This window comes from Mixta tenebrionis (assembly GCF_006517625.1).
Classification (GTDB): Bacteria; Pseudomonadota; Gammaproteobacteria; order Enterobacterales; family Enterobacteriaceae; genus Mixta; species Mixta tenebrionis.
This window is the reverse complement of the sequence record NZ_VHQI01000017.1, coordinates 41921-60751: the sequence shown is the minus strand read 5'-3', so window position 1 is coordinate 60751 and position 18831 is coordinate 41921. Positions and strand designations below refer to the sequence as shown.

Annotated in this window: 16 protein-coding genes; 4 read left to right on the top strand and 12 right to left on the bottom strand. The window is 60.0% G+C overall.

Annotated features, from left to right (window positions below):
• Positions 1-562: 562 nt before the first annotated feature.
• The 9 genes from purF to pdxB all read right to left on the bottom strand — a co-directional run bounded on the left by purF (position 563) and on the right by pdxB (position 9645).
• Positions 563-2080: an amidophosphoribosyltransferase gene (gene purF, locus FKM52_RS19845; RefSeq protein WP_141177880.1), complete on the bottom strand. Its 1518-nt coding sequence runs from the start codon at positions 2078-2080 to the stop codon at positions 563-565.
• A 36-nt stretch (positions 2081-2116) separates the two neighbouring features.
• Positions 2117-2602: a colicin V production protein gene (gene cvpA / locus FKM52_RS19840; RefSeq protein WP_141177879.1), complete on the bottom strand. Its 486-nt coding sequence runs from the start codon at positions 2600-2602 to the stop codon at positions 2117-2119.
• Positions 2603-2792: 190 nt separating this feature from the next.
• Positions 2793-3491 carry a cell division protein DedD gene (dedD, locus tag FKM52_RS19835; protein WP_141177878.1) on the bottom strand — a complete coding sequence of 233 codons (699 nt, stop codon included), beginning with the start codon at positions 3489-3491 and terminating at the stop codon, positions 2793-2795.
• Positions 3481-4755: a bifunctional tetrahydrofolate synthase/dihydrofolate synthase gene (gene folC / locus FKM52_RS19830; RefSeq protein ID WP_141177877.1), complete on the bottom strand. Its 1275-nt coding sequence runs from the start codon at positions 4753-4755 to the stop codon at positions 3481-3483. The genes dedD and folC overlap by 11 nt, the downstream gene beginning before the upstream one ends.
• 67 nt (positions 4756-4822) lie before the next feature.
• Positions 4823-5734: an acetyl-CoA carboxylase, carboxyltransferase subunit beta gene (accD, locus tag FKM52_RS19825; protein WP_141177876.1), complete on the bottom strand. Its 912-nt coding sequence runs from the start codon at positions 5732-5734 to the stop codon at positions 4823-4825.
• A gap of 147 nt (positions 5735-5881) precedes the next feature.
• Positions 5882-6544 carry a DedA family protein gene (locus tag FKM52_RS19820; RefSeq protein ID WP_141177875.1) on the bottom strand — a complete coding sequence of 221 codons (663 nt, stop codon included), beginning with the start codon at positions 6542-6544 and terminating at the stop codon, positions 5882-5884.
• Between the two features lie 29 nt (positions 6545-6573).
• Positions 6574-7386, bottom strand: a complete 813-nt coding sequence (truA, locus tag FKM52_RS19815) for a tRNA pseudouridine(38-40) synthase TruA (RefSeq protein ID WP_141177874.1) — start codon at positions 7384-7386, stop codon at positions 6574-6576.
• Positions 7386-8396: an aspartate-semialdehyde dehydrogenase gene (locus FKM52_RS19810; RefSeq protein WP_141177873.1), complete on the bottom strand. Its 1011-nt coding sequence runs from the start codon at positions 8394-8396 to the stop codon at positions 7386-7388. The genes truA and FKM52_RS19810 overlap by 1 nt, the downstream gene beginning before the upstream one ends.
• 115 nt (positions 8397-8511) lie before the next feature.
• Positions 8512-9645 (bottom strand): 4-phosphoerythronate dehydrogenase PdxB, encoded by a 1134-nt coding sequence (gene pdxB, locus FKM52_RS19805; protein ID WP_141177872.1) that lies wholly within the window; start codon positions 9643-9645, stop codon positions 8512-8514.
• A gap of 179 nt (positions 9646-9824) precedes the next feature.
• Between pdxB and FKM52_RS19800 the strand changes: the two genes are divergently transcribed.
• Positions 9825-10736 carry a DMT family transporter gene (locus FKM52_RS19800; RefSeq protein WP_141177871.1) on the top strand — a complete coding sequence of 304 codons (912 nt, stop codon included), beginning with the start codon at positions 9825-9827 and terminating at the stop codon, positions 10734-10736.
• 171 nt (positions 10737-10907) lie between these two features.
• Positions 10908-11945: a flagella biosynthesis regulator Flk gene (gene flk / locus FKM52_RS19795; protein ID WP_141177870.1), complete on the top strand. Its 1038-nt coding sequence runs from the start codon at positions 10908-10910 to the stop codon at positions 11943-11945.
• On the opposite strand, the gene FKM52_RS19790 is transcribed toward flk, so the two are convergent.
• Entirely contained in the window at positions 11946-12398 is a 453-nt protein-coding gene (locus FKM52_RS19790; RefSeq protein ID WP_141177869.1) for a rhodanese-like domain-containing protein, read from the bottom strand.
• A 110-nt stretch (positions 12399-12508) separates the two neighbouring features.
• On the opposite strand from FKM52_RS19790, the gene pdxR reads away from it, so the two are divergent.
• Positions 12509-13918: a MocR-like pyridoxine biosynthesis transcription factor PdxR gene (gene pdxR, locus FKM52_RS19785; protein ID WP_141177883.1), complete on the top strand. Its 1410-nt coding sequence runs from the start codon at positions 12509-12511 to the stop codon at positions 13916-13918.
• Here pdxR and FKM52_RS19780 read toward each other — a convergent pair.
• Together FKM52_RS19780 and fabB are read right to left on the bottom strand one after the other, a co-directional pair.
• A complete protein-coding gene (locus tag FKM52_RS19780; protein ID WP_141177868.1) occupies positions 13915-15090 on the bottom strand; it encodes an arabinose transporter in 1176 nt (391 codons plus the stop codon). The genes pdxR and FKM52_RS19780 overlap by 4 nt on opposite strands.
• Positions 15091-15421: 331 nt before the next feature.
• The gene (gene fabB / locus FKM52_RS19775; RefSeq protein WP_141177867.1) at positions 15422-16639 is read right to left on the bottom strand and encodes a beta-ketoacyl-ACP synthase I; all 1218 of its coding nucleotides are present in this window, start codon (positions 16637-16639) and stop codon (positions 15422-15424) included.
• 158 nt (positions 16640-16797) lie between these two features.
• On the opposite strand from fabB, the gene mnmC reads away from it, so the two are divergent.
• Positions 16798-18807 carry a bifunctional tRNA (5-methylaminomethyl-2-thiouridine)(34)-methyltransferase MnmC2/FAD-dependent 5-carboxymethylaminomethyl-2-thiouridine(34) oxidoreductase MnmC1 gene (mnmC, locus tag FKM52_RS19770; RefSeq protein ID WP_141177866.1) on the top strand — a complete coding sequence of 670 codons (2010 nt, stop codon included), beginning with the start codon at positions 16798-16800 and terminating at the stop codon, positions 18805-18807.
• The last annotated feature ends 24 nt before the right edge of the window (positions 18808-18831 follow it).

Genomic DNA, 18831 nt, shown 5'->3' with positions numbered 1-18831 from the left:
ACGGTAATCCGGCTGGGCATAATTTTTATCCATGATTTAAAGGCGGTAAACTTTTTGAGAATTAAATACTGCTAAAACAGGAAGGCGTCAATTATTTATTAAAATATATGGGGGGCAGATGAAACATTTATTATGATTTAAGTTTTATCTTTAATTTTAATAAAATAAACAGCTTATTATTATTTTGAGCATTACTTTTTTATCTTTTAATTTGCTGGTTTAAAATTAAGGTTTATATAAAAATTTATTGTCTCTGACAGATAAAAAACTGATTAAGGCAAACATAAAATCAGTTTATTGTAATAATATAATTTTGCAGGTAGCCCTGTTGATTCTTATTTAAGAAAAATAACATGTGTTTCACTACATCAAACAATTAACAAGCGGGACGCAAAGTATAGGACAGGTAAATCAAGTAAAACCACTTTAGCCGCGCCAGGCTAAAAGCGAGTGTTCTACATAAACACGTAACCTACTCTGTTAAAAGTAAAAGCGATAAGCATCACGCAAGAAAAGCAACGGGGCAGAAAAACGGCGGGCCGGATAACCGGCCCGCAAAGCATTAACCTTCGTTATGCAGTTCGAGGCTTTCCACCTCATTCTGCCGCGCCAGCGCTTTAGCGTCATCGTTGCGCAGCGACTGCAAATACTCCAGATATTGCTGATCGACATCTTTCGTCACGTAGATGCCGTTAAATACCGAGCATTCGAACTGAGCGATATCGGGATTCTCTTCACGCACCGCCTCAATCAGATCGTCCAGATCCTGGAAGATCAGCGCATCGGCTTTAATCAGCTGGCAAATCTCATCCACTTCGCGTCCATGGGCGATCAGCTCCGTCGCGCTGGGCATATCGATGCCGTAAACGTTGGGAAAGCGAATCTCCGGCGCTGCCGAAGCGAGGTAAACCTTTTTCGCCCCCGCCTCGCGCGCCATTTCAATAATCTGCTCAGAGGTAGTGCCGCGCACGATGGAATCATCCACCAGCAGCACGTTTTTATCGCGGAACTCGGCGCGGTTGGCGTTCAGCTTACGGCGCACCGCGTTCCGGCGCAGCTGCTGGCCCGGCATAATAAAGGTGCGGCCCACATAGCGGTTTTTCACAAACCCCTGACGATAGGGTTTATTCAGAATGCGGGCGATTTCCAGCGCCACGTCGGTAGAGGTTTCCGGAATCGGTATCACCACGTCGATATCCAGATCTTCCCATTCGCGGGCGATTTTTTCGCCCAGCTTGGTGCCCATGCGCACGCGGGCGCTGTAGACCGAAATTTTATCCAGGAAAGAGTCGGGACGGGCAAAATAAACGTATTCAAACAGGCAGGGGTTGTTACGCGGATTTTCCGCGCACTGACGGGTATAGAGCTGCCCTTTGGTAGTGATATAAACCGCCTCGCCCGGCGCTACGTCGCGCAGGAATTCAAAGCCGAGCGTATCCAGCGCCACGCTCTCCGAAGCCACCATATATTCGGTGCGCCCTTCGGAAAGCTCGCGTTTGCCCATTACCAGCGGGCGGATGCCGTTCGGATCGCGGAAAGCGACCATACCGTGGCCGATAATCATCGCCACGCAGGCGTAAGCGCCGCGTACCTGCTGATGTACCGCAGCAACCGCCGAGAAGATATCGTCCGCTTCCAGCGGGTGGTGCTTACAGCGATCCAGCTCCTGGGCAAAGATATTAAGCAGGATTTCTGAATCTGAGGTGGTATTAACGTGGCGGCGCCCGCTTTCAAACAGCTGCTTGCGCAGCTCGTGCGCGTTAGTCAGGTTGCCGTTGTGGGCCAGGGTGATACCGTACGGGGAGTTGACGTAAAAAGGCTGCGCTTCGGAAGCGCTGGAGCTACCGGCAGTCGGATAACGCACGTGGCCGATGCCCATATTGCCCTGCAAACGCTGCATATGGCGAGCTTCAAACACATCGTTGACCAGCCCGTTCGCCTTACGCAGACGGAAACAGTTCAGCGCATCGATGGTACAAATGCCTGCGGCATCCTGCCCACGGTGCTGGAGCACCGTTAACGCGTCATAAATCGACTGGTTGACCGGCATGAAACCGGTGATACCGACAATACCGCACATGTTGTCATATCCTCATTGGCCGCACACCCGGCGCGATTACCGGGGTAAAAAACTCGACGTGCTTTGCAGATAGTCAAAGAACCATCTGATGATGTAACTGAACTCAGGAATCAGCTGAGACTGCTGCCAGTCCGGGCTTTTGGAAAAACCGGTAAAGGTATCGAGGAAGAACAGCATCGCTGACACAATCAATACGCCGCGCAGCGCCCCGAAGCAAACTCCCAGCACCCTGTCGGTGCCTGACAATCCGGTCTTTTCGACCAGCGAGCCAATCACATAGTTCACTATCGCTCCAACAATCAGCGTGGCGATAAACAGAACGGCGATGGCGATGCCGTTGCGCACCAGCTGATCGTTAAAACCGGTGAACCAGACCGCAAGATAGGGATAGTAATGACTGGCAACAAAGAATGCGCATCCCCAGGTGATAAGCGATAAAGCTTCCCGAACAAACCCACGGATCAGGCTGACAAGAGCAGAAAAACCAACAATCCCAATGATGACGTAATCTATCCAGACCATGAACTATTCCAGCGACGAGGCCCCTGCATCCAGTTCGGGGCGCATTCTAACAGAAAAAGAAAACGTTTGCGTAGCGTTTTCCCTGCGGCACAAAAATAAAAAAAGCGCGAAAAAAAGGCGGCGTGCGGCCGCCGTTTAACGCCCGACAACGACTGACATTGCCGGACATCGGTACTGAAAGTTACCCCCCTCAGCGCACGCTGTAGGGCTTAACTACTCCACTCAGGCCGGAAAGGCTTTTCAGCTCGCCGATCGCCGCCTGCATTTTAGCTTTTGAGGCGTCCGGGCCAACGTAAATCCGGGTAATCTGCCCCTGTACCGGCGTGGCGGGCACGGTAAAGGCGCGATAGCCGGACAGACGCAGCTGCGCCACAATCTCATTAACCTTGCCGGCGTTTTTCAACGCGCCGAGCTGTACCACGTAAGCCTGGCCCGCAGGCGCGGCAGATTCCGCCGGTTTCGGCTTCGGCTGCTCGACCGGTTTCGGTTTCGGCTGTTCGATCGGTTTCGGCTTTGGCGTCTCTGCCGGCTTCGGTTTCGGCGGCTCGACGCGCGGCCTGGTGGAAACCACCGGCGGCGGTGCAACAACCGACGGCGCGCTGTTCTGCTGCGGCACGGTAGATCCGCTGTCCGCCGACTGCGGCGGACGGTTGCTGTTGCCGCCAATCGCCGCGCCAGCCCCTTCCGGCGGCTGGGTCGGCAGCGCCTGGGTTACCGGCGGCACCATATCGCCGTCCTGCTGATCGTCCGGCTTCGGCACCAGCGGAATCGCAGCGAACTCCTCTTTATAGTGCTTTTTTTGACCGTCAAGCAGGCCTGGCAAAACGATGACGCCGACGGCGACCAGGATGATCGTGCCGACCAGGCGGTTCTGAAACTTACTTGCCACTGCCCTTCTCCATATCTATCGCTTCCATGACCTGTGCTACCGTGTGGAAGGATCCACACACCAGCACGATATCCTGTTTCGCAGCCTGCTGCATCGCCGCCTGCCAGGCTGCGGCAACCGAGCCAAAGGCATCGGCGCGGTCCGTCGCCAGCACGGCCAGCAGCTGCTCGGCGCTGGCGCCGCGCGGGCCTTCCAGCGGCGCAACATACCAGCGATCAACCTGCGGCGCGAGATTTGCAAGCGTACCGGCGATATCTTTATCGTGCAGCATTCCCACCACCGCGCGCACCATGCCCGATTTCGGCAGCTGCGCCAGCCGCGAGGCGAGATAGCTGGCGGCATGCGGGTTATGCGCCACATCCAGAATCACCTGCGGCGCCTGCGCGACGGTCTGAAAACGCCCCGGCAAAATCGCCTTATCGAGGTGCTGACGAATTATCGCCTCGCTGACCTGCAGCCCGGAAACGCTGAGCGCAGCCAGCGCGGTCGCCGCGTTGGGCAGCGGCACCTGAGGCAGCGGCAGGTTCTCCAGCGTGAGGCGGCCATCGCTGAAGCGCCAGCCGTTCTCCTGCTGCTGCCAGCGCCAGTCGCGCCCCAGCTGCCACAGCCGGGCGCCTTTTTCTTGCGCCACGTCGGCAATGGTGTGCGGCATCTCCGGCTCGCCGACCACCGCCGGTTTCGCCGCGCGAAATACGCCCGCCTTTTCCCGCCCGATACTTTCGCGATCCGGCCCCAGCCAGTCGGTGTGATCCAGCGCAATACTGGTGATCACCGCCACGTCCGCATCAACAATATTAGTGGCGTCAAGACGCCCGCCCAGTCCAACCTCAAGGATCACGACGTCCAGCGCCGCCTGTTTGAACAGCTGTAGCGCCGACAGCGTACTGTATTCAAAGTAGGTCAGCGAGGTGGCGCCGCGCCCCGCTTCAATCGCGGCGAAGCTGGCGGTGTGGGCCGCCTCAGGCAGCTCTTCGCCCTGCACCCGTACCCGTTCGGTATAGCGCAGCAGGTGCGGCGAGCTGTAAACGCCGACGCGATAGCCCGCCGCCAGCAGCAGCGTTTCCAGCGTGCGGCAGGTGGTGCCTTTGCCGTTAGTGCCGGCAACGGTAAACACAAAGGGAGCGGGTTTTAACAGATCGAGCGAGCGGGCAACGCGTTCGATACGCGTCAGTCCTAAATCGATGGCCTGCGTATGCAGACGCTCAAGATAATAAAGCCACGCGGCCAGAGGCGACGTGGCTTGAGGAAGTTGAGGATTTTCCATGGGTCCCGTTCACAAAGTTACGGTTCACTGGAGAAAGGCGCCGCGCGCGACGCCTTTCCATCATCTGTCAGGCCTCGTGGCTCTCCGCTTCCGTCGGCTCAGGACGATCTTCGCTGTCCTGCAGCGGCGCGGGCAGATTTTGCATTTTCGCCAGCAGGCTCGCCAGTTTAAAACGCATTTCCGGGCGCCGGATAATCATATCGATAGCGCCCTTTTCAATCAGGAATTCGCTACGCTGGAAGCCCGGCGGCAGTTTTTCACGCACGGTTTGCTCAATAACGCGAGGGCCGGCAAAGCCGATCAGCGCCTTCGGCTCCGCCACGTTCAGATCGCCCAGCATTGCGAAGCTGGCGGAGACGCCGCCCATGGTCGGATCGGTCAGCACCGAAATATAAGGCAGGCCGCGCTCGCGCATTTTCGCCAGCGCGGCGCTGGTTTTCGCCATCTGCATCAGCGACATCAGCGCTTCCTGCATACGGGCGCCGCCGCTGGCGGAGAAACAGATCAGCGGGCAGTTATCTTCCAGCGCCTGTTCCACGGCACGCACGAAGCGCGCGCCTACTACCGAGCCCATAGAGCCGCCCATAAAGGCGAATTCAAACGCGGCGGCGACTACCGGCATGCTGTGCAGCGTACCTTTCATCACCACCAGCGCATCTTTTTCATCCGTCTCTTTCTGCGCCGCAGCCAGACGATCTTTATACTTTTTCGAGTCGCGGAACTTAAGAACGTCTTTCGGCTCCAGCTCGCTGCCCAGCTCGACCAGCGTGCCCTGATCTAACAGGCTGTGCAGGCGCTCGCGCGCGTGCATACGCATGTGGTGGTCGCATTTAGGACAAACTTCCAGGTTGCGTTCCAGCTCGGCACGGTAAAGTACCTGTCCGCAGCTGTCGCATTTCGTCCACACCCCTTCCGGGATATTTGCTCTGCGCGACGGGGTAATTGTGCTCTTATTGAGAATTCGTTCAATCCAGCTCATTGATGACCTTTCTGTTTGAACCTGGTGAGACCAGTTTTTCTTGTTGCTGCTAAAGCCGTCTTCAGCAGACCATAATTGTTGCTCATTAAACCATAACCGCTCAGCGCTGTGGATAAAAATCTGGTCATACCCCTGCGCCGCGCCGGCTTAAGACTGCTTTTGCCGCCGCGCCGCCCGACGATGGCGCCATACTTCAATCACGCCCGGCAGGATTGAAACCACAATAATCGCCACGATCAGCAGCTTCAGGTTTTCCTGCACCATCGGCAACGCGCCGAAGAAATAGCCCGCGTAGGAGAATAACACTACCCACAGCAGCGCGCCGGCCACGTTAAACAGCGCAAAATGGCGGTAGGACATATGCCCCATCCCGGCGACAAACGGCGCAAAAGTGCGAACGATCGGCACGAAGCGCGCCAGAATAATCGTTTTTCCGCCGTGACGCTCGTAAAAAGCGTGGGTTTTATCCAGATAGCTACGACGAAAAATACGCGAATTCGGGTTGCTGAACAACCTTTCGCCAAACAGGCGGCCGATCATATAGTTGACCGCATCGCCCAGCACCGCGGCAATCACCAGCAGCGTCACCATCATATGCACATTCAGATCGTTATCCGGCAGCGCCGCCAGCGCGCCCGCGACGAACAGCAGCGAATCGCCCGGCAGAAACGGCGTAACCACCAGTCCGGTTTCACAAAACAGAATCAAAAACAGAATGGCATACACCCAAATCCCATACTGCGCTACCAGCTCGGCGAGATGGACATCAATGTGCAGAATAAAATCAATAATGAACTGGATGAACTCCATAACTGTTCCTTAGCGGCAGCGCCTGAATGTTAATCTTCAAGAAAGAGTGGCCCCATTGGCGGGGAAGGTAAGGCGAAACGCGCCGGATAGTCGACGGCGACCAGATAAAGGCCCTCCGCCCTTGCCGTTGCGGCCGCCAGCTTGCGATCTTTAGCCGCCAGCAATTCAGCCATCCAGCCTTCGGGCTGATTGCCGCAGCCAATTTCCAACAGGCTGCCGACGATATTACGCACCATATGATGCACAAAGGCGTTCGCCTTGATATCCACCACCACGTAAGCGCCGTGACGGCTGACGTTCAGGTGCATCACATTACGCCACGGCGTACGCGACTGGCACTGCACGGCGCGAAACGAGGTAAAATCGTTCTCGCCCAGCAGACACTGACCGGCGCGATGCATTTTTTCCGCATCCAGCGGAAAGTGAAAGTGCGTGACGCCGCCGTGCAAAATCGCCGGGCGCAGCCGATGATTATAGATGACGTAACGGTAACGGCGCGCCGTTGCGCTGAAACGCGCGTGAAACTCCTCCGGCACCGCCTTTACCCAGCGCACCGCGATATCATCCGGCAGGTTGGCGTTGACGCCCAGCGTCCAGGCCGCATCTTTACGTTGCGAAGTGGTTTCAAAATGCACTACCTGCCCGGTGCCGTGTACGCCTGCGTCGGTGCGTCCGGCGCAGAACACCGTTACCTCGTGGTTCGCCACCTGCGACAGCGCCTGCTCCAGCCGCGCCTGTACGCTGCGTACCTCCTGCTGCCGCTGCCAACCGTAGTAGCGGCTGCCGTCATATTCAATGCCCAGCGCCAGTTTATAGGCGTCTGGATTTACCGCCTGCGTCATCAGTAGAGATACTCCTGCACCAGCTTCTCAGCGGTTTTGATCGCCATCAGCGCGCCGCCGAAGCGGATATTGTCAGCCACCGACCAGAACTGCAGCAGTTCCGGTATGCCGTAGTCGTTGCGCAGGCAGCCAAGGTTAAGATTGCAGTTGTCGGAAGCGTCGCTCACCGGGGTCGGATAAGTATATTCATCCGACAGTACAATCTCTTCGCTGCGCGCCAGCTCGTCACGCGCCTCTTCCGCCGACAGCGGACGCAGGGCTTCCAGGTGGACGATCTGCGCATTGCCGTAAAATACCGGCGCCTGCACGCTGCTCACCGCGATCGGCAGCCCTTCATCCTGCAGCACCTTACGCACCTGATCGACCAGCCGTCGCTCGCTGGCAACGCTGCCCGTTTCATCCGCCAGCTGCGGCAGCAGGTTAAACGCCAGCTGACGGCCGAAATAGTGCTCTTCCGCCGGTATGCCGTTGAGCAAACGCGCGCTCTCGCCCGCCAGCGAATCAACCGCCGCTTTGCCCTGCGACGACACGGAAAGCAGATTAGTTACCTGCAGTCGGGCCAGGCCCGCCTGATCGATCAGCGGCTTGATGGCGCACAGCAGCTGGCTGGTCAGGCTGTCGGCAACGCTAATAATATTGCGGTTGCGGTAATCAGCCAGCACCTGCGAATTAACGTCCGGCACCACCAGCGGCACGTCCGGCTCCAGCGCGAACAGATCGCTGCTGTCGATCACCAGACAGCCCGCGCTGGCCGCTTCTTCGGCATAGCGCGCCGACGCCTCGCGTCCGGCGGCGAAAAACGCCAGCTGCGCCTGCGCCCAGTCAAACTCGCCGGCCTCCTGCACGCGCAGCGATTTTCCGGCAAAGCGCACGCTCTCTCCGGCGCTGCGCTCGCTCGCCAGCAGATAAATTTCACCAACCGGGAACTGGCGTTCAGCCAGCAGCTCCAGTAAAGCGCTCCCCACTGCGCCTGTCGCGCCCAGTAGGGCAATATTCCAGCCGTCAGACATGGTGATTTACTCCAGACAATGACATAAAAACAGAAGGCGGTGATATTCACCGCCCGTTGATTCAGATTATTCCCCTGCGACGGCCAGCGACCGGGCAGCGCAGGAAAAATAAGAATTATGCTGGCCGCCAGACCGCATTAAAGCCCAGCTTTTGCAGCAGCTCTGCCGCCGCCGCGTCATCACACTGTACGCGCAGCGATGACCACTCGCGACGTTCCTGATACTGCTTGCGCAGGCGATCGAATTCGCCCGGCTGCCCGGCGACTTTTCGCAGCGGCGCATCGTCGCGGCGCACATCATACACCAGATGCGCCAGACGTTTTAGCGTTGCCTGATCGAGCGCGCCGTGAAGGGTGATATCACCAAACTCCGGCGCGGGCAGCAGCGTATCCAGCGCCACCTGCTGCGCGGCGCCGATAAAGCGCGTCCAGGCCTCAAATACCTGAGTGGTGCCGCGCGCTTTGCCTTCCAGCGTATAGCCGGCAATATGGGCGGTGCCGATATCGACGCGCTGCAGCAGCTCTACATTGAGATCCGGCTCCGGCTCCCAGACATCCAGCACCACGCTGAGATCGTTGCGCTGGCGCAGCACCCGCAGCAGCGCGGCGTTATCCACCACCGGCCCGCGGCAGGCGTTGATCAGAATGGCGTTCGGCCGCAGCGCGCGCAGCAAGGTGTCGTCCGCCATATGCAGCGTTTTGTAAGGGCCATCTTTAAACAGCGGCGTATGGAAGGTCAGCACGTCCGCCTGCGCCACCAGCGCTTCCAGCGGCTGAAAATCACCTTCATCGCCCCGATCGGCGCGCGGCGGATCGCACAGCAATGTTTTCACGCCCAGCGCTTCCAGCCGCTTTTGCAGGCGGCCGCCGACGTTGCCGACGCCGACAATGCCCACGGTGCGATCGGTAAGCTGAAAGCCGTCGCGCTCCGCCAGCATCAGCAGCGCAGAAAAAACATACTCCACTACCGCAATCGCGTTGCAACCCGGCGCGGCGGAAAAGCCGATGCCCGCGCGGGCGAGAAAATCCTCATCAACATGATCGGTACCGGCGGTGGCGGTGCCGACAAAGCGGATTTTTTTGCCGCTCAGCAGCGCCTCATTAACCTTAGTGACGGAGCGCACCATCAGCGCATCGGCGTCATCCAGCGCCGCCGTTGGAATGGGACGGCCGGGAACCGCAACCACCTCGCCCGTGCGGCTGAACAGCTCACGGGCATAGGGCATATTTTCATCTACCAGAATTTTCACTGCGACTTACCTGCATCGACGGAAAAGAGTAGCTTATGGTGCCACACTCCCTGCGAAAATTCATGCCGCCGCGTGCCGCCGGCGCGCGCGACGGCGGGTAAAAATTTTGCGGATTTTAACTATCCGCTGATAAACGGAGCAGCGTACACTGGCGCCCTCTGTTTTAAGGCGATATCACCATGAGCTTTCTTTTTCCTCTTTTTGCCGTCCTGATCTGGTCGGTTAACGCTATCGTCAGCAAACTCTCGGCTGGCGCCATCGATCCGGCAGCGATCTCCTTTTATCGCTGGCTACTGGCGCTGCTGACGCTGACGCCGTTTGTGCTGCCCGCCCTCTGGCGCAACCGCCGCCAGGTGATGTCGGTGTGGTGGAAGCTGCTGGTGCTGGGGCTGCTGGGCATGGTGCTCTATCAGTGCTTAACTTACTATGCGGCGCACAGCGTCAGCGCGCTGTTTATGGGCATTCTGAGCGCGTTGATCCCGCTGCTGACGGTGCTGCTGAGCGTGTTTATTCTGCGCCTCGCGCCGACGCTGGGCATTCTGCTCGGCACGCTGCTTTCATTCGGCGGGCTGGTATGGCTGGTAAGCCAGGGACAGCCCGCGCAGCTGCTGACGCACGGGCTGGGCAAAGGCGAACTGATGATGTTTGCCGCCTCTGGCTCATACGCGCTGTATGGCGTGCTGACCAGGCGCTGGGCGATCGATCTGCCTGGCTGGCAGAGTCTCTATATGCAGATTTTCTTCGGCGTGCTGCTGCTGCTGCCCGGCTTCCTGCTGGCGCCGGAGGTCGGCCTGACCGCGCAAAATATTCCGCTGGTGCTGTTCGCCGGCATTCCCGCCTCGATTATCGCGCCCTTTCTCTGGATTCAGGGCGTGCTGCGCATGGGCGCCAGCACCGCCAGCATTTTTATGAATCTGACGCCGATTTTCACCGCCGTCATCGCCGTGCTGTTGCTGCATGAAGAACTGCACGGCTACCACTTTATCGGCGGCGGCGTCACGCTGCTGGGCGTGATGCTGGCGCAGCGTCTGCGTCGGCCGCTGTTTAAACGCCGGTCGGATGGGGTAGCGAACAACGATTCGGCGGCCTGAGCCATTGGTAACGGCTTTGTCGCCCGATGCGGGACAGCCTTCATCACAGAAAAACCGGGCGCGGCGACGGTCGCGCCCCTGGATTTTTTACGCTCAGGATTGTTATTATGTCACTCTATTCCACCTTTCCGGTCGCCCCGGATATTGACCCGCCGTGTTAAGGATTCCGCCATGCAACCTCTTACTGGCCCAGGCGCGCCCCAGGGCGATCGCACAACTGTAGCCGGCCAGCCTTCGCGCGGCGGCACGCCCGGCGAGCAGCCGCTTTCTCCGACGCAGCGCACCACGCTGGAACGGCTGATCGTGCGCATTATGTCGCTCAGCCCGCTGAAGGCGCCGGAGCTGTGGGCCGGGCTGCGCCATGAGGTGGGAGTAAAAAACGATGCGGAGCTGCAGTCGCGCCATTTTCCCGCCGCCGAAAACTTTCTCAACGGCAGGCTGACGCAGGTGCAGAATAACCACGCCACGCGCCAGCTGTTGCAGCAGCTGACCGGACTGCTGCCGCAGGGCAACAATCGTCAGGCGGTGAGCGATTTTATTCGTCAGCAGTTCGGGCATACCGTGCTGAGTTCGCTGTCGCCGGATCAGCTGCGTCAGGTGCTGACCATGCTGCAAAACGGTCAGATGACCATTCCGCAGCCGCAGCTTAGCCGCAACAGCGATCGCACGCTGCTGCCCGCGGAGCATCAAACCCTGAATCAGCAGGTAGTGAAGCTGGCCGCCGCTACCGGCGAACAGCCCTCCGCCATCTGGACCTCCGTCCTGAAGCTGGTGGGGCTGAAAAGCGGCGATCCGATTCCCTCGCGCCATTTTCCGCTGTTAACTCAGTATCTGCAGGTGCGTCAGACGTTGAGCCAGCAGCATACGCCTACGCTACAGATGCTGGAGGCGGCGCTGAAGCATCCGCCGGACAGCACCGAACAACGACTGCTGGAGGATTACAGCCAGCAGCGTTTTCAGGCGACGCCGCAGACGGTACTCACCGCCGCGCAGGCGCAGGATCTGCTGAACCTGCTCTTCTCCCGCCGCGCAGAACGTGCCGGCGAAAGCGAAGCGCCGCGCGCCGCCGGCGAGATGAACCCGCAGCCGATTTACAACCCGCTGGTCGCCTGGCTGCCGACGCCGCTGCAGCCGCTGGCCGGCAAGCCGGTGCTGGCGCTGTTTATCGCCATGCTGCTGGCCGCTCTGCTAATCTGGCTGCTGGCGTAATCAGCAGCCGCAGTCGGGCAAGCTCTCCCGCCGTGGCCACTCTCCCGGCATCTCGCCGGCGACAACCGGATGACGGTCGCGCCGCCAAAAATCCAGCCCGCCGATCAGCTCCTTAACGCGCAGCCCGGCGCTGGCCAACTTCCATGCCGCTTTGGTCGAGCCGTTGCAGCCGATGCCGTCGCAGTAGGTGATATAAACTTTGCTGCGATCGAGCGTCGCCAGGCTTTGCGGCGTCATATCGCGATGCGGGAAGTTGACGGCGCCGCAGATATGTCCCGCGCGCCAGGCCTGCGGCGAGCGCGCATCGATTACCACAATCTCCGTTACGCCGTTGGCTAAATCTTCAGCGACATCCCAGGCATCAGCATAGCGGGCCAGTTTGCGCGCCAGCCATGCGGCGCTGTCGGCAGCGGCGGGCGGGGGAAAAGCAAGTACGGCGGAAGTTGTAGTCATGGTTTTCTCCAGTGAATGTTCTTTCATCATAGCGGCATATTGGTATGATGTCGGATACCCATTTCATCCCATTAATAAGACCGATTTTGGCCTCTCTCAGCGCGCGCATCATGATGCTGTACGACTCGCAAAGCGGCGTCACCCGCCGCCATCGTCTCTGCTGCGCGCTGCGTCAGGCGATCAACGAAGGCAGCCTGACGGCAGGCGCCCGCCTGCCATCTTCGCGCCTGCTGGCCGCTGAGCTGGGGCTGTCGCGCGTTACGGCGGAGGCTGCCTATAGCCAGCTGGAGAGCGAAGGTTATCTGCTGCGCCAGACCGGTCGCGGCACCTTTGTCGCCATTGCCCTGCGCGCGACGAAAATCGATGCCGCCGCGGCGGACGCGCCGCCTCCCGTGGCGCTTTCCCGTCGTGCCGCGGCGATAGTCGCCAGCGGCGGCTGTCAGGATCCCGCATTTCCCCACGCCTTCGCCGCCGGCTCGCCGGAGCTTCGCGCCTTCCCCCATCTGCTGTGGCGCAGGTTAACCGCTCGCCAGCAAAAACAGGGCAGCGCCCTGATGCGCTATGGCGATCCGCAGGGCTATCTGCCGCTGCGTCAGGCAATCGCCGCTTATCTGGCGCAGGCGCGCGGCGTGCGTGCATTGCCTGAACAGGTGATGGTTTTAACCAGCTCGCAGCAGGCGCTGCAAATGCTGGCGCTGCTGCTGCTGGATGATGGCGCAGAGGTCTGGATGGAAAACCCCGGCTATCCGGGCGCGCGCCACGCTTTTACCAGCGCGGGCGCTGACCTGACCGGCATTGCCGTGGACGATCGGGGCGCGATCCCCGCCGCTGGCGCGCCGCGGCTGATCTATCTGACGCCTTCGCACCACTATCCCACCGGAGCGGCGCTCAGTCTGGAAAGAAGGCTGGCATGGCTGCAGCTGGCGGAGCAGCAGCAGAGCTGGATTATAGAGGATGATTACGACAGCGAATTTTGGTACGACGCGCAGCCGATGCCTGCGATGCAGGGACTGGCGCGACACGGGCGCGTTATTTATCTCGGCACCTTTTCCAAATCGCTGTTCCCTTCACTGCGGCTGGCGTGGCTGGTGGCGCCCGAGGCGCTTATCGAGCCATTGATACGGCTGCGCAGCATTATGGATGGGCACAGCGCACAGCTGCCGCAGGCGGTGACCGCTGACTTTATTGAACAGGGGCACTATGCGGCGCACCTGCGCCTGATGCGCCAGCTCTACCACAGCCGCCGCGATTTACTGCAGGAGCAGCTCAACGCACGCCTCGCCGATCGGCTGCATCTGCTGCCCTGCCGCGGCGGCCTGCAGCTGACCGTGCTGCTGCGCCAGGGCGATGAGGAGACGCTGACCCGTCAGGCGGCGCGTCAACAGCTGTTGCTGCCGCCTCTGAATCCCTGCTGGCTACCCGCTTCATCCGCCGTACAGCAGGGTTGGCTGCTGGGCTTTTCCGCGCTGGATCGCATGGAAATCGTCAGCGGCGTAAACAAACTCGCGGCGCTGTTTTAAGCCGCCTTTTTCATCAGCAGCGACAGCAGGATACCGAGCGCGGCGCAGGCGGCAGCGGCAAGGTAAACCGAGCCGTAGCCCAGCGAGGTCGCCAGCAGCCCGGTTAGCGGACCGGTTACGCCATAGGCGATATCCTGGAAGGCGGCAAAGCCGCCCAGCGCCGTGCCGCGCACCTGCGGCGCCACCCGTTTTACTACTTCCACGCCAAGCGCCGGGAAAACCAGCGAGCAGCCGCAGCCGGTTAACGCCGCTCCGGCCAGCGCCATCCAGCCGTTGCTGGAAAATCCCAGCAGCAGCAGGCCAGCAACTTCAACCAGCAGCGACACCACCGCCACGCGCGTGCCGCCCAGGCGATCCGGCAGCGCGCCGAACAAGACACGCACCATAACAAAGGCGCAGCCGAACGCGCTCAGCGCAAAACCGGCGTTGCCCCAGTGACGCTCGGCAAACCACAGCGAGGTAAAGGTTCCGATCGCGGCAAAGCCGACGCCCTGCAGGGCCAGCGCGCTGCCGGGCGACAAAATCTGCCCCACCACGCGCCATAGCGCCGGGCGTTCGCCGCCCTGCACCGGCACCGCACGAATCCAGCAGTTGAGCGCCAGCGAAATCAGCGGCATCACCAGCGCTACCGCGCCAAGGCCGGTAAAGCCCCAGCGCGCATAGATCAGCAGCCCAAGCGGCGCGCCCGCCGCCAGCGCGCCGTAAATCGCCATGCCGTTCCAGGACATTACCAATCCGGAGCGCCGCGGCCCTACCAGCCCCAGCCCCCAGGTAAGATTGCCGGTCAGCAACAGGCTTTCACCAAAGCCAAGCAGCAGCCGCCCTACCACCAGCAGCGCAAACTTTCCCGCCGCGGCCAGCGGCAGCTGCGCCGCCAGCAGGTAAGCGACGCCCACCAGCACAATCGCCATCATGCCCTGCTGCGTAGTGATCTTGGCGCCGTGCCGATCGGCGCGCCTGCCCGCCAGGCCACGCGTCAGCAGCGTGGCAAGAAACTGAATACCGACGGCGATACCTACCATTAAATTGCTGTAACCCAGCTGCTGGTGAACAAACAGCGGTATAACGGGCAAAGCCAGCCCGGCGGTCAAATAGGTTAAAAAGACCGCAAATGAGGTACAGGCGATAAGTCCTGTCCCTTTTCTCGATGTGTTGATTGTCGTTTCAGACATTCGTCACGGTTCTCCTGCTATTGCGGGCGCACGTCAGCCGCGCGCCCTTTATGCCCGGCATTATCTGCCGAACCGGGTGCGTTGATTAACGTGAACGCTTACGCAACATCATGACGATGATGTTAATTAAAAGAAAAAACCACGTTAAAAAATAGGGTGTCTGCCAGCAGACGGCAGGAGTGTAATAGAAGTGACCGGGAGCACCAACAGCACCGGACGCTTTTTACCCTGCGGAGGGGAAAATGCGCACTGTTAAACAAAAATCAACTCCAGCGTCATCGCGCAGACACAAAAAAGCCCGGCGCAGGCCGGGCTGATATTAACGCTGCGCTTACTGATACTTACGCATTGTCAGCGTTGCGTTGGTGCCGCCAAAACCGAAGCTGTTGGACATTACCGTAGTCAGTTTACGCTCGGTGGTTTCAGTGATCAGGTTCATCCCTTCCGCCGCCGGATCGCGTTCTTCAACGTTGATGCTCGGTGCAATAAAGCCGTGCTCCAGCATCAGCAGCGTATAGATGGCTTCCTGTACGCCCGCCGCGCCCAGCGAGTGGCCGGTCATCGCTTTAGTAGCGGAGATAGCAGGCTGCTGGTCGCCGAACACTTCGCGAATCGCGCCCAGCTCTTTCACATCGCCAACCGGCGTGGAAGTGCCGTGCGTATTCAGGTAGTCGATCGGCGTATCAAGGCCCTGCATCGCCATCTTCATGCAGCGCACCGCGCCTTCGCCCGATGGCGCCACCATATCCGCGCCGTCAGAAGTGGCGCCGTAGCCGACGATCTCCGCATAGATATGCGCGCCGCGCGCCAGCGCGTGCTCCAGCTCTTCCACTACCACCATGCCGCCGCCGCCGGCGATAACAAAACCGTCGCGGTTAGCGTCATAGGTACGGGACGCTTTTTCCGGCGTTTCGTTATATTTGGTAGAGAGCGCGCCCATCGCATCAAATTCACAGGCCATTTCCCAGCTCAGCTCTTCGCCGCCGCCAGCAAAGACGATGTCCTGTTTGCCCAGCTGGATCTGCTCTACCGCGTTGCCGATGCAGTGCGCGGAGGTGGCGCAGGCGGAGCTGATGGAGTAGTTCACGCCGTGGATTTTAAACGGCGTCGCCAGACAGGCGGAAACGCCGGAGGCCATCGCTTTGGTCACCACATAAGGGCCAACGGCTTTCAGGCCGCGCGGACTGCGCATGGCATCAGCGCCAAACACCTGGAAACGCGGGGAGCCGCCGCCGGAACCGGCAATCAGGCCTACACGCGGGTTATTCTGGTACGCTTCTTCGCTCAGACCAGCGTCTTTAATCGCTTCAGCCATGGAGAGGTAAGCATAAATGGACGCATCACTCATAAAGCGCACGACTTTGCGATCGATGAGGCCGGCGGTATCGAGTTTTACGTTACCCCAGACGTGACTACGCATGCCGGAATCTTTCATTTCCTGAGAGAAGGTGATGCCAGAGCGGCCTTCACGCAGAGATGCCAGCACTTCTTCCTGGTTGTTACCAATGCTGGAAACGATTCCCAGGCCAGTAATCACCGCACGTTTCATTAAAATACCTCTTCCAACTCACTATTAGGATTTGACAGGCACTTTAGCGTACACTTGTAAGCCGAACAAGTCCGATCAGCAAAATTGTTGCGTAAATTTGCGTGAGCCTGCCGCTCCCGATAAAATCCTGGCACTGCCTGATAAATGAGCCATTCCCGTTGAATAACTCACCGATTGAACACGCTAAACTGGACTGGAACGATCAGGGTACACCTGTATCCCGAGAATTTGACGACGTCTATTTTTCTAATCAGAACGGCCTGCAGGAGACCGACTATGTTTTTCTCGGCGGCAACGGCCTGCCCGACCGCTTTGCTGACCATCCGCGCGCGCTGTTTATCGCTGCGGAAACCGGCTTCGGCACCGGCCTCAATTTTCTGACGCTGTGGCGGACGTTTCATCACTTCCGCCAGGCGCAGCCGCAGGCGCGGTTACGGCGCCTGCACTTTATCAGCATGGAAAAATTTCCCCTTACCCAGGCGGATCTCGCCGCCGCGCACGCGCGCTGGCCGGAGCTGGCGCCCTGGGCCGACGAACTGCGTCAGCAGTGGCCGCAGGCGCTGCCGGGCTGCCATCGCCTGCTGCTGGATGAAGGCCGGGTAACGCTGGACCTGTGGTTCGGCGATGTTAACCAACTAATTAACGATTTTGATGACAGCATGCAGCGCAGCGTCGACGCCTGGTTTCTCGACGGCTTCGCGCCGGCGAAAAACCCCGCAATGTGGACGCCCGCGCTGTTTAATGCCATGGCGCGGCTGGCGCGTCCTGACGCCACCTTCGCCACCTTTACCGCCGCCGGCTTTGTGCGACGCGGGCTACAGCAGGCGGGATTTACCGTCAGCAGGCGTAAAGGTTTCGGATCGAAGCGCGAAATGCTGTGCGGTAGGCTGGCCGCGGCGCCGGCGCGCTCCCTTGACACGCCCTGGTACGCACGCTTCCCCGCCGAAGGCGACGATATCGCATTAATCGGCGGCGGCGTCGCCAGCGTGCTGCTGGCGCTGGCGCTGCTGCGACGCGGCAAAAAGGTCACGCTCTACTGCGCCGACAGCGCTCCGGCGCAGAATGCTTCCGGCAACCGCCAGGGAGCGCTCTATCCGCTGCTTAACCAGCACGACCCGGCGCTGGCGCGCTTTTTCCCCGCCGCCTTTGATTTTGCGCGGCGGCTCTACGATCGTTTGCCGGTCGACTTCGCTCATCAATGGTGCGGCGTTACCCAGCTTGCCTGGGATAACAAAAGCGCGGAGAAAATCCGCCATATGCTGGCGATGGGATTGCCGGAAGCGCTGGCGCGGGCGGTGGATGCAGACGAGGCCTCACGGCTGGCTGGCGTACCGCTGGCCTGCGGCGGCATTCACTATCCTGCCGGCGGCTGGCTGGCGCCGCAGCAGCTGACGACCGCGCTGTTTGAGCTGGCCCAACAGCAGGGATTGCTGATTCACTGGCGGCACCGGCTGGAGGCGCTGGAGGCTGAAGATGGCGGCTGGCGGCTGCGTTTCGCCGATGAAAGCGCGACGCGGCATCAGAACGTGGTGCTGGCGAACGGGCATGCGATAACGTCGCTGGCGCAGAGCGCCAGGCTGCCGGTCTATCCGGTTAGCGGTCAGGTAAGCCATATCCCTACCCGCCCCGGCCTGACGGCGCTGAAGCAGGTGCTCTGCTATGAAGGCTATCTGACGCCGCTCAGCCCGGCGTTCGGCAGCCACTGTATCGGCGCCAGCTACCATCGCGGCGATACCTCCATCGCCTATCGTGAAGACGATCAGCAGGAAAACCGCGAGCGGCTGCGGCGCTGCCTGCCGGACTGCGCATGGACTGAGGCGGTAGACGTCAGCGCCGGCGAGGCGCGTAACGGCGTGCGCTGCGCCACGCGCGATCATCTGCCGTTCGCCGGCAACCTGCCCGACTATGAGGCTATACTGCGCTGCTATCAGGATCTGCCGCGCCAGCGTCAGCAGCAGCAGGAGATTGCTCCTGCGCCGGTCTGGCCCGGTCTGTTCGTACTCGGCGCGCTCGGCTCGCGCGGCCTGTGCAGCGGGCCGCTGGCGGCGGAAACGCTGGCGGCGCAGCTGTGCGACGAGCCGCTGCCGCTCGATCGCGCCACGCTGGCCGCGCTGCATCCTGGCCGTTACTGGGTGCGTAAACTGCTGAAGGGCAGGCCGGCAGGCTGATGCCGAACAAAGAAAGGGAGAAAA

Bases quoted from the DNA above. Each gene is read 5' to 3' on its own strand.
- cvpA (WP_141177879.1), bottom strand. From the start codon at position 2,602: ATGGTCTGGATAGATTACGTCATCATTGGGATTGTTGGTTTTTCTGCT.
- FKM52_RS19780 (WP_141177868.1), bottom strand. From the start codon at position 15,090: ATGTCTGAAACGACAATCAACACATCGAGAAAAGGGACAGGACTTATC.
- FKM52_RS19800 (WP_141177871.1), top strand. From the start codon at position 9,825: ATGAGCTTTCTTTTTCCTCTTTTTGCCGTCCTGATCTGGTCGGTTAAC.
- fabB (WP_141177867.1), bottom strand. From the start codon at position 16,639: ATGAAACGTGCGGTGATTACTGGCCTGGGAATCGTTTCCAGCATTGGT.
- accD (WP_141177876.1), bottom strand. From the start codon at position 5,734: ATGAGCTGGATTGAACGAATTCTCAATAAGAGCACAATTACCCCGTCG.
- flk (WP_141177870.1), top strand. From the start codon at position 10,908: ATGCAACCTCTTACTGGCCCAGGCGCGCCCCAGGGCGATCGCACAACT.
- purF (WP_141177880.1), bottom strand. From the start codon at position 2,080: ATGTGCGGTATTGTCGGTATCACCGGTTTCATGCCGGTCAACCAGTCG.
- FKM52_RS19810 (WP_141177873.1), bottom strand. From the start codon at position 8,396: ATGTCTGACGGCTGGAATATTGCCCTACTGGGCGCGACAGGCGCAGTG.
- FKM52_RS19820 (WP_141177875.1), bottom strand. From the start codon at position 6,544: ATGGAGTTCATCCAGTTCATTATTGATTTTATTCTGCACATTGATGTC.
- truA (WP_141177874.1), bottom strand. From the start codon at position 7,386: ATGACGCAGGCGGTAAATCCAGACGCCTATAAACTGGCGCTGGGCATT.
- pdxR (WP_141177883.1), top strand. From the start codon at position 12,509: ATGATGCTGTACGACTCGCAAAGCGGCGTCACCCGCCGCCATCGTCTC.
- FKM52_RS19790 (WP_141177869.1), bottom strand. From the start codon at position 12,398: ATGACTACAACTTCCGCCGTACTTGCTTTTCCCCCGCCCGCCGCTGCC.
- folC (WP_141177877.1), bottom strand. From the start codon at position 4,755: ATGGAAAATCCTCAACTTCCTCAAGCCACGTCGCCTCTGGCCGCGTGG.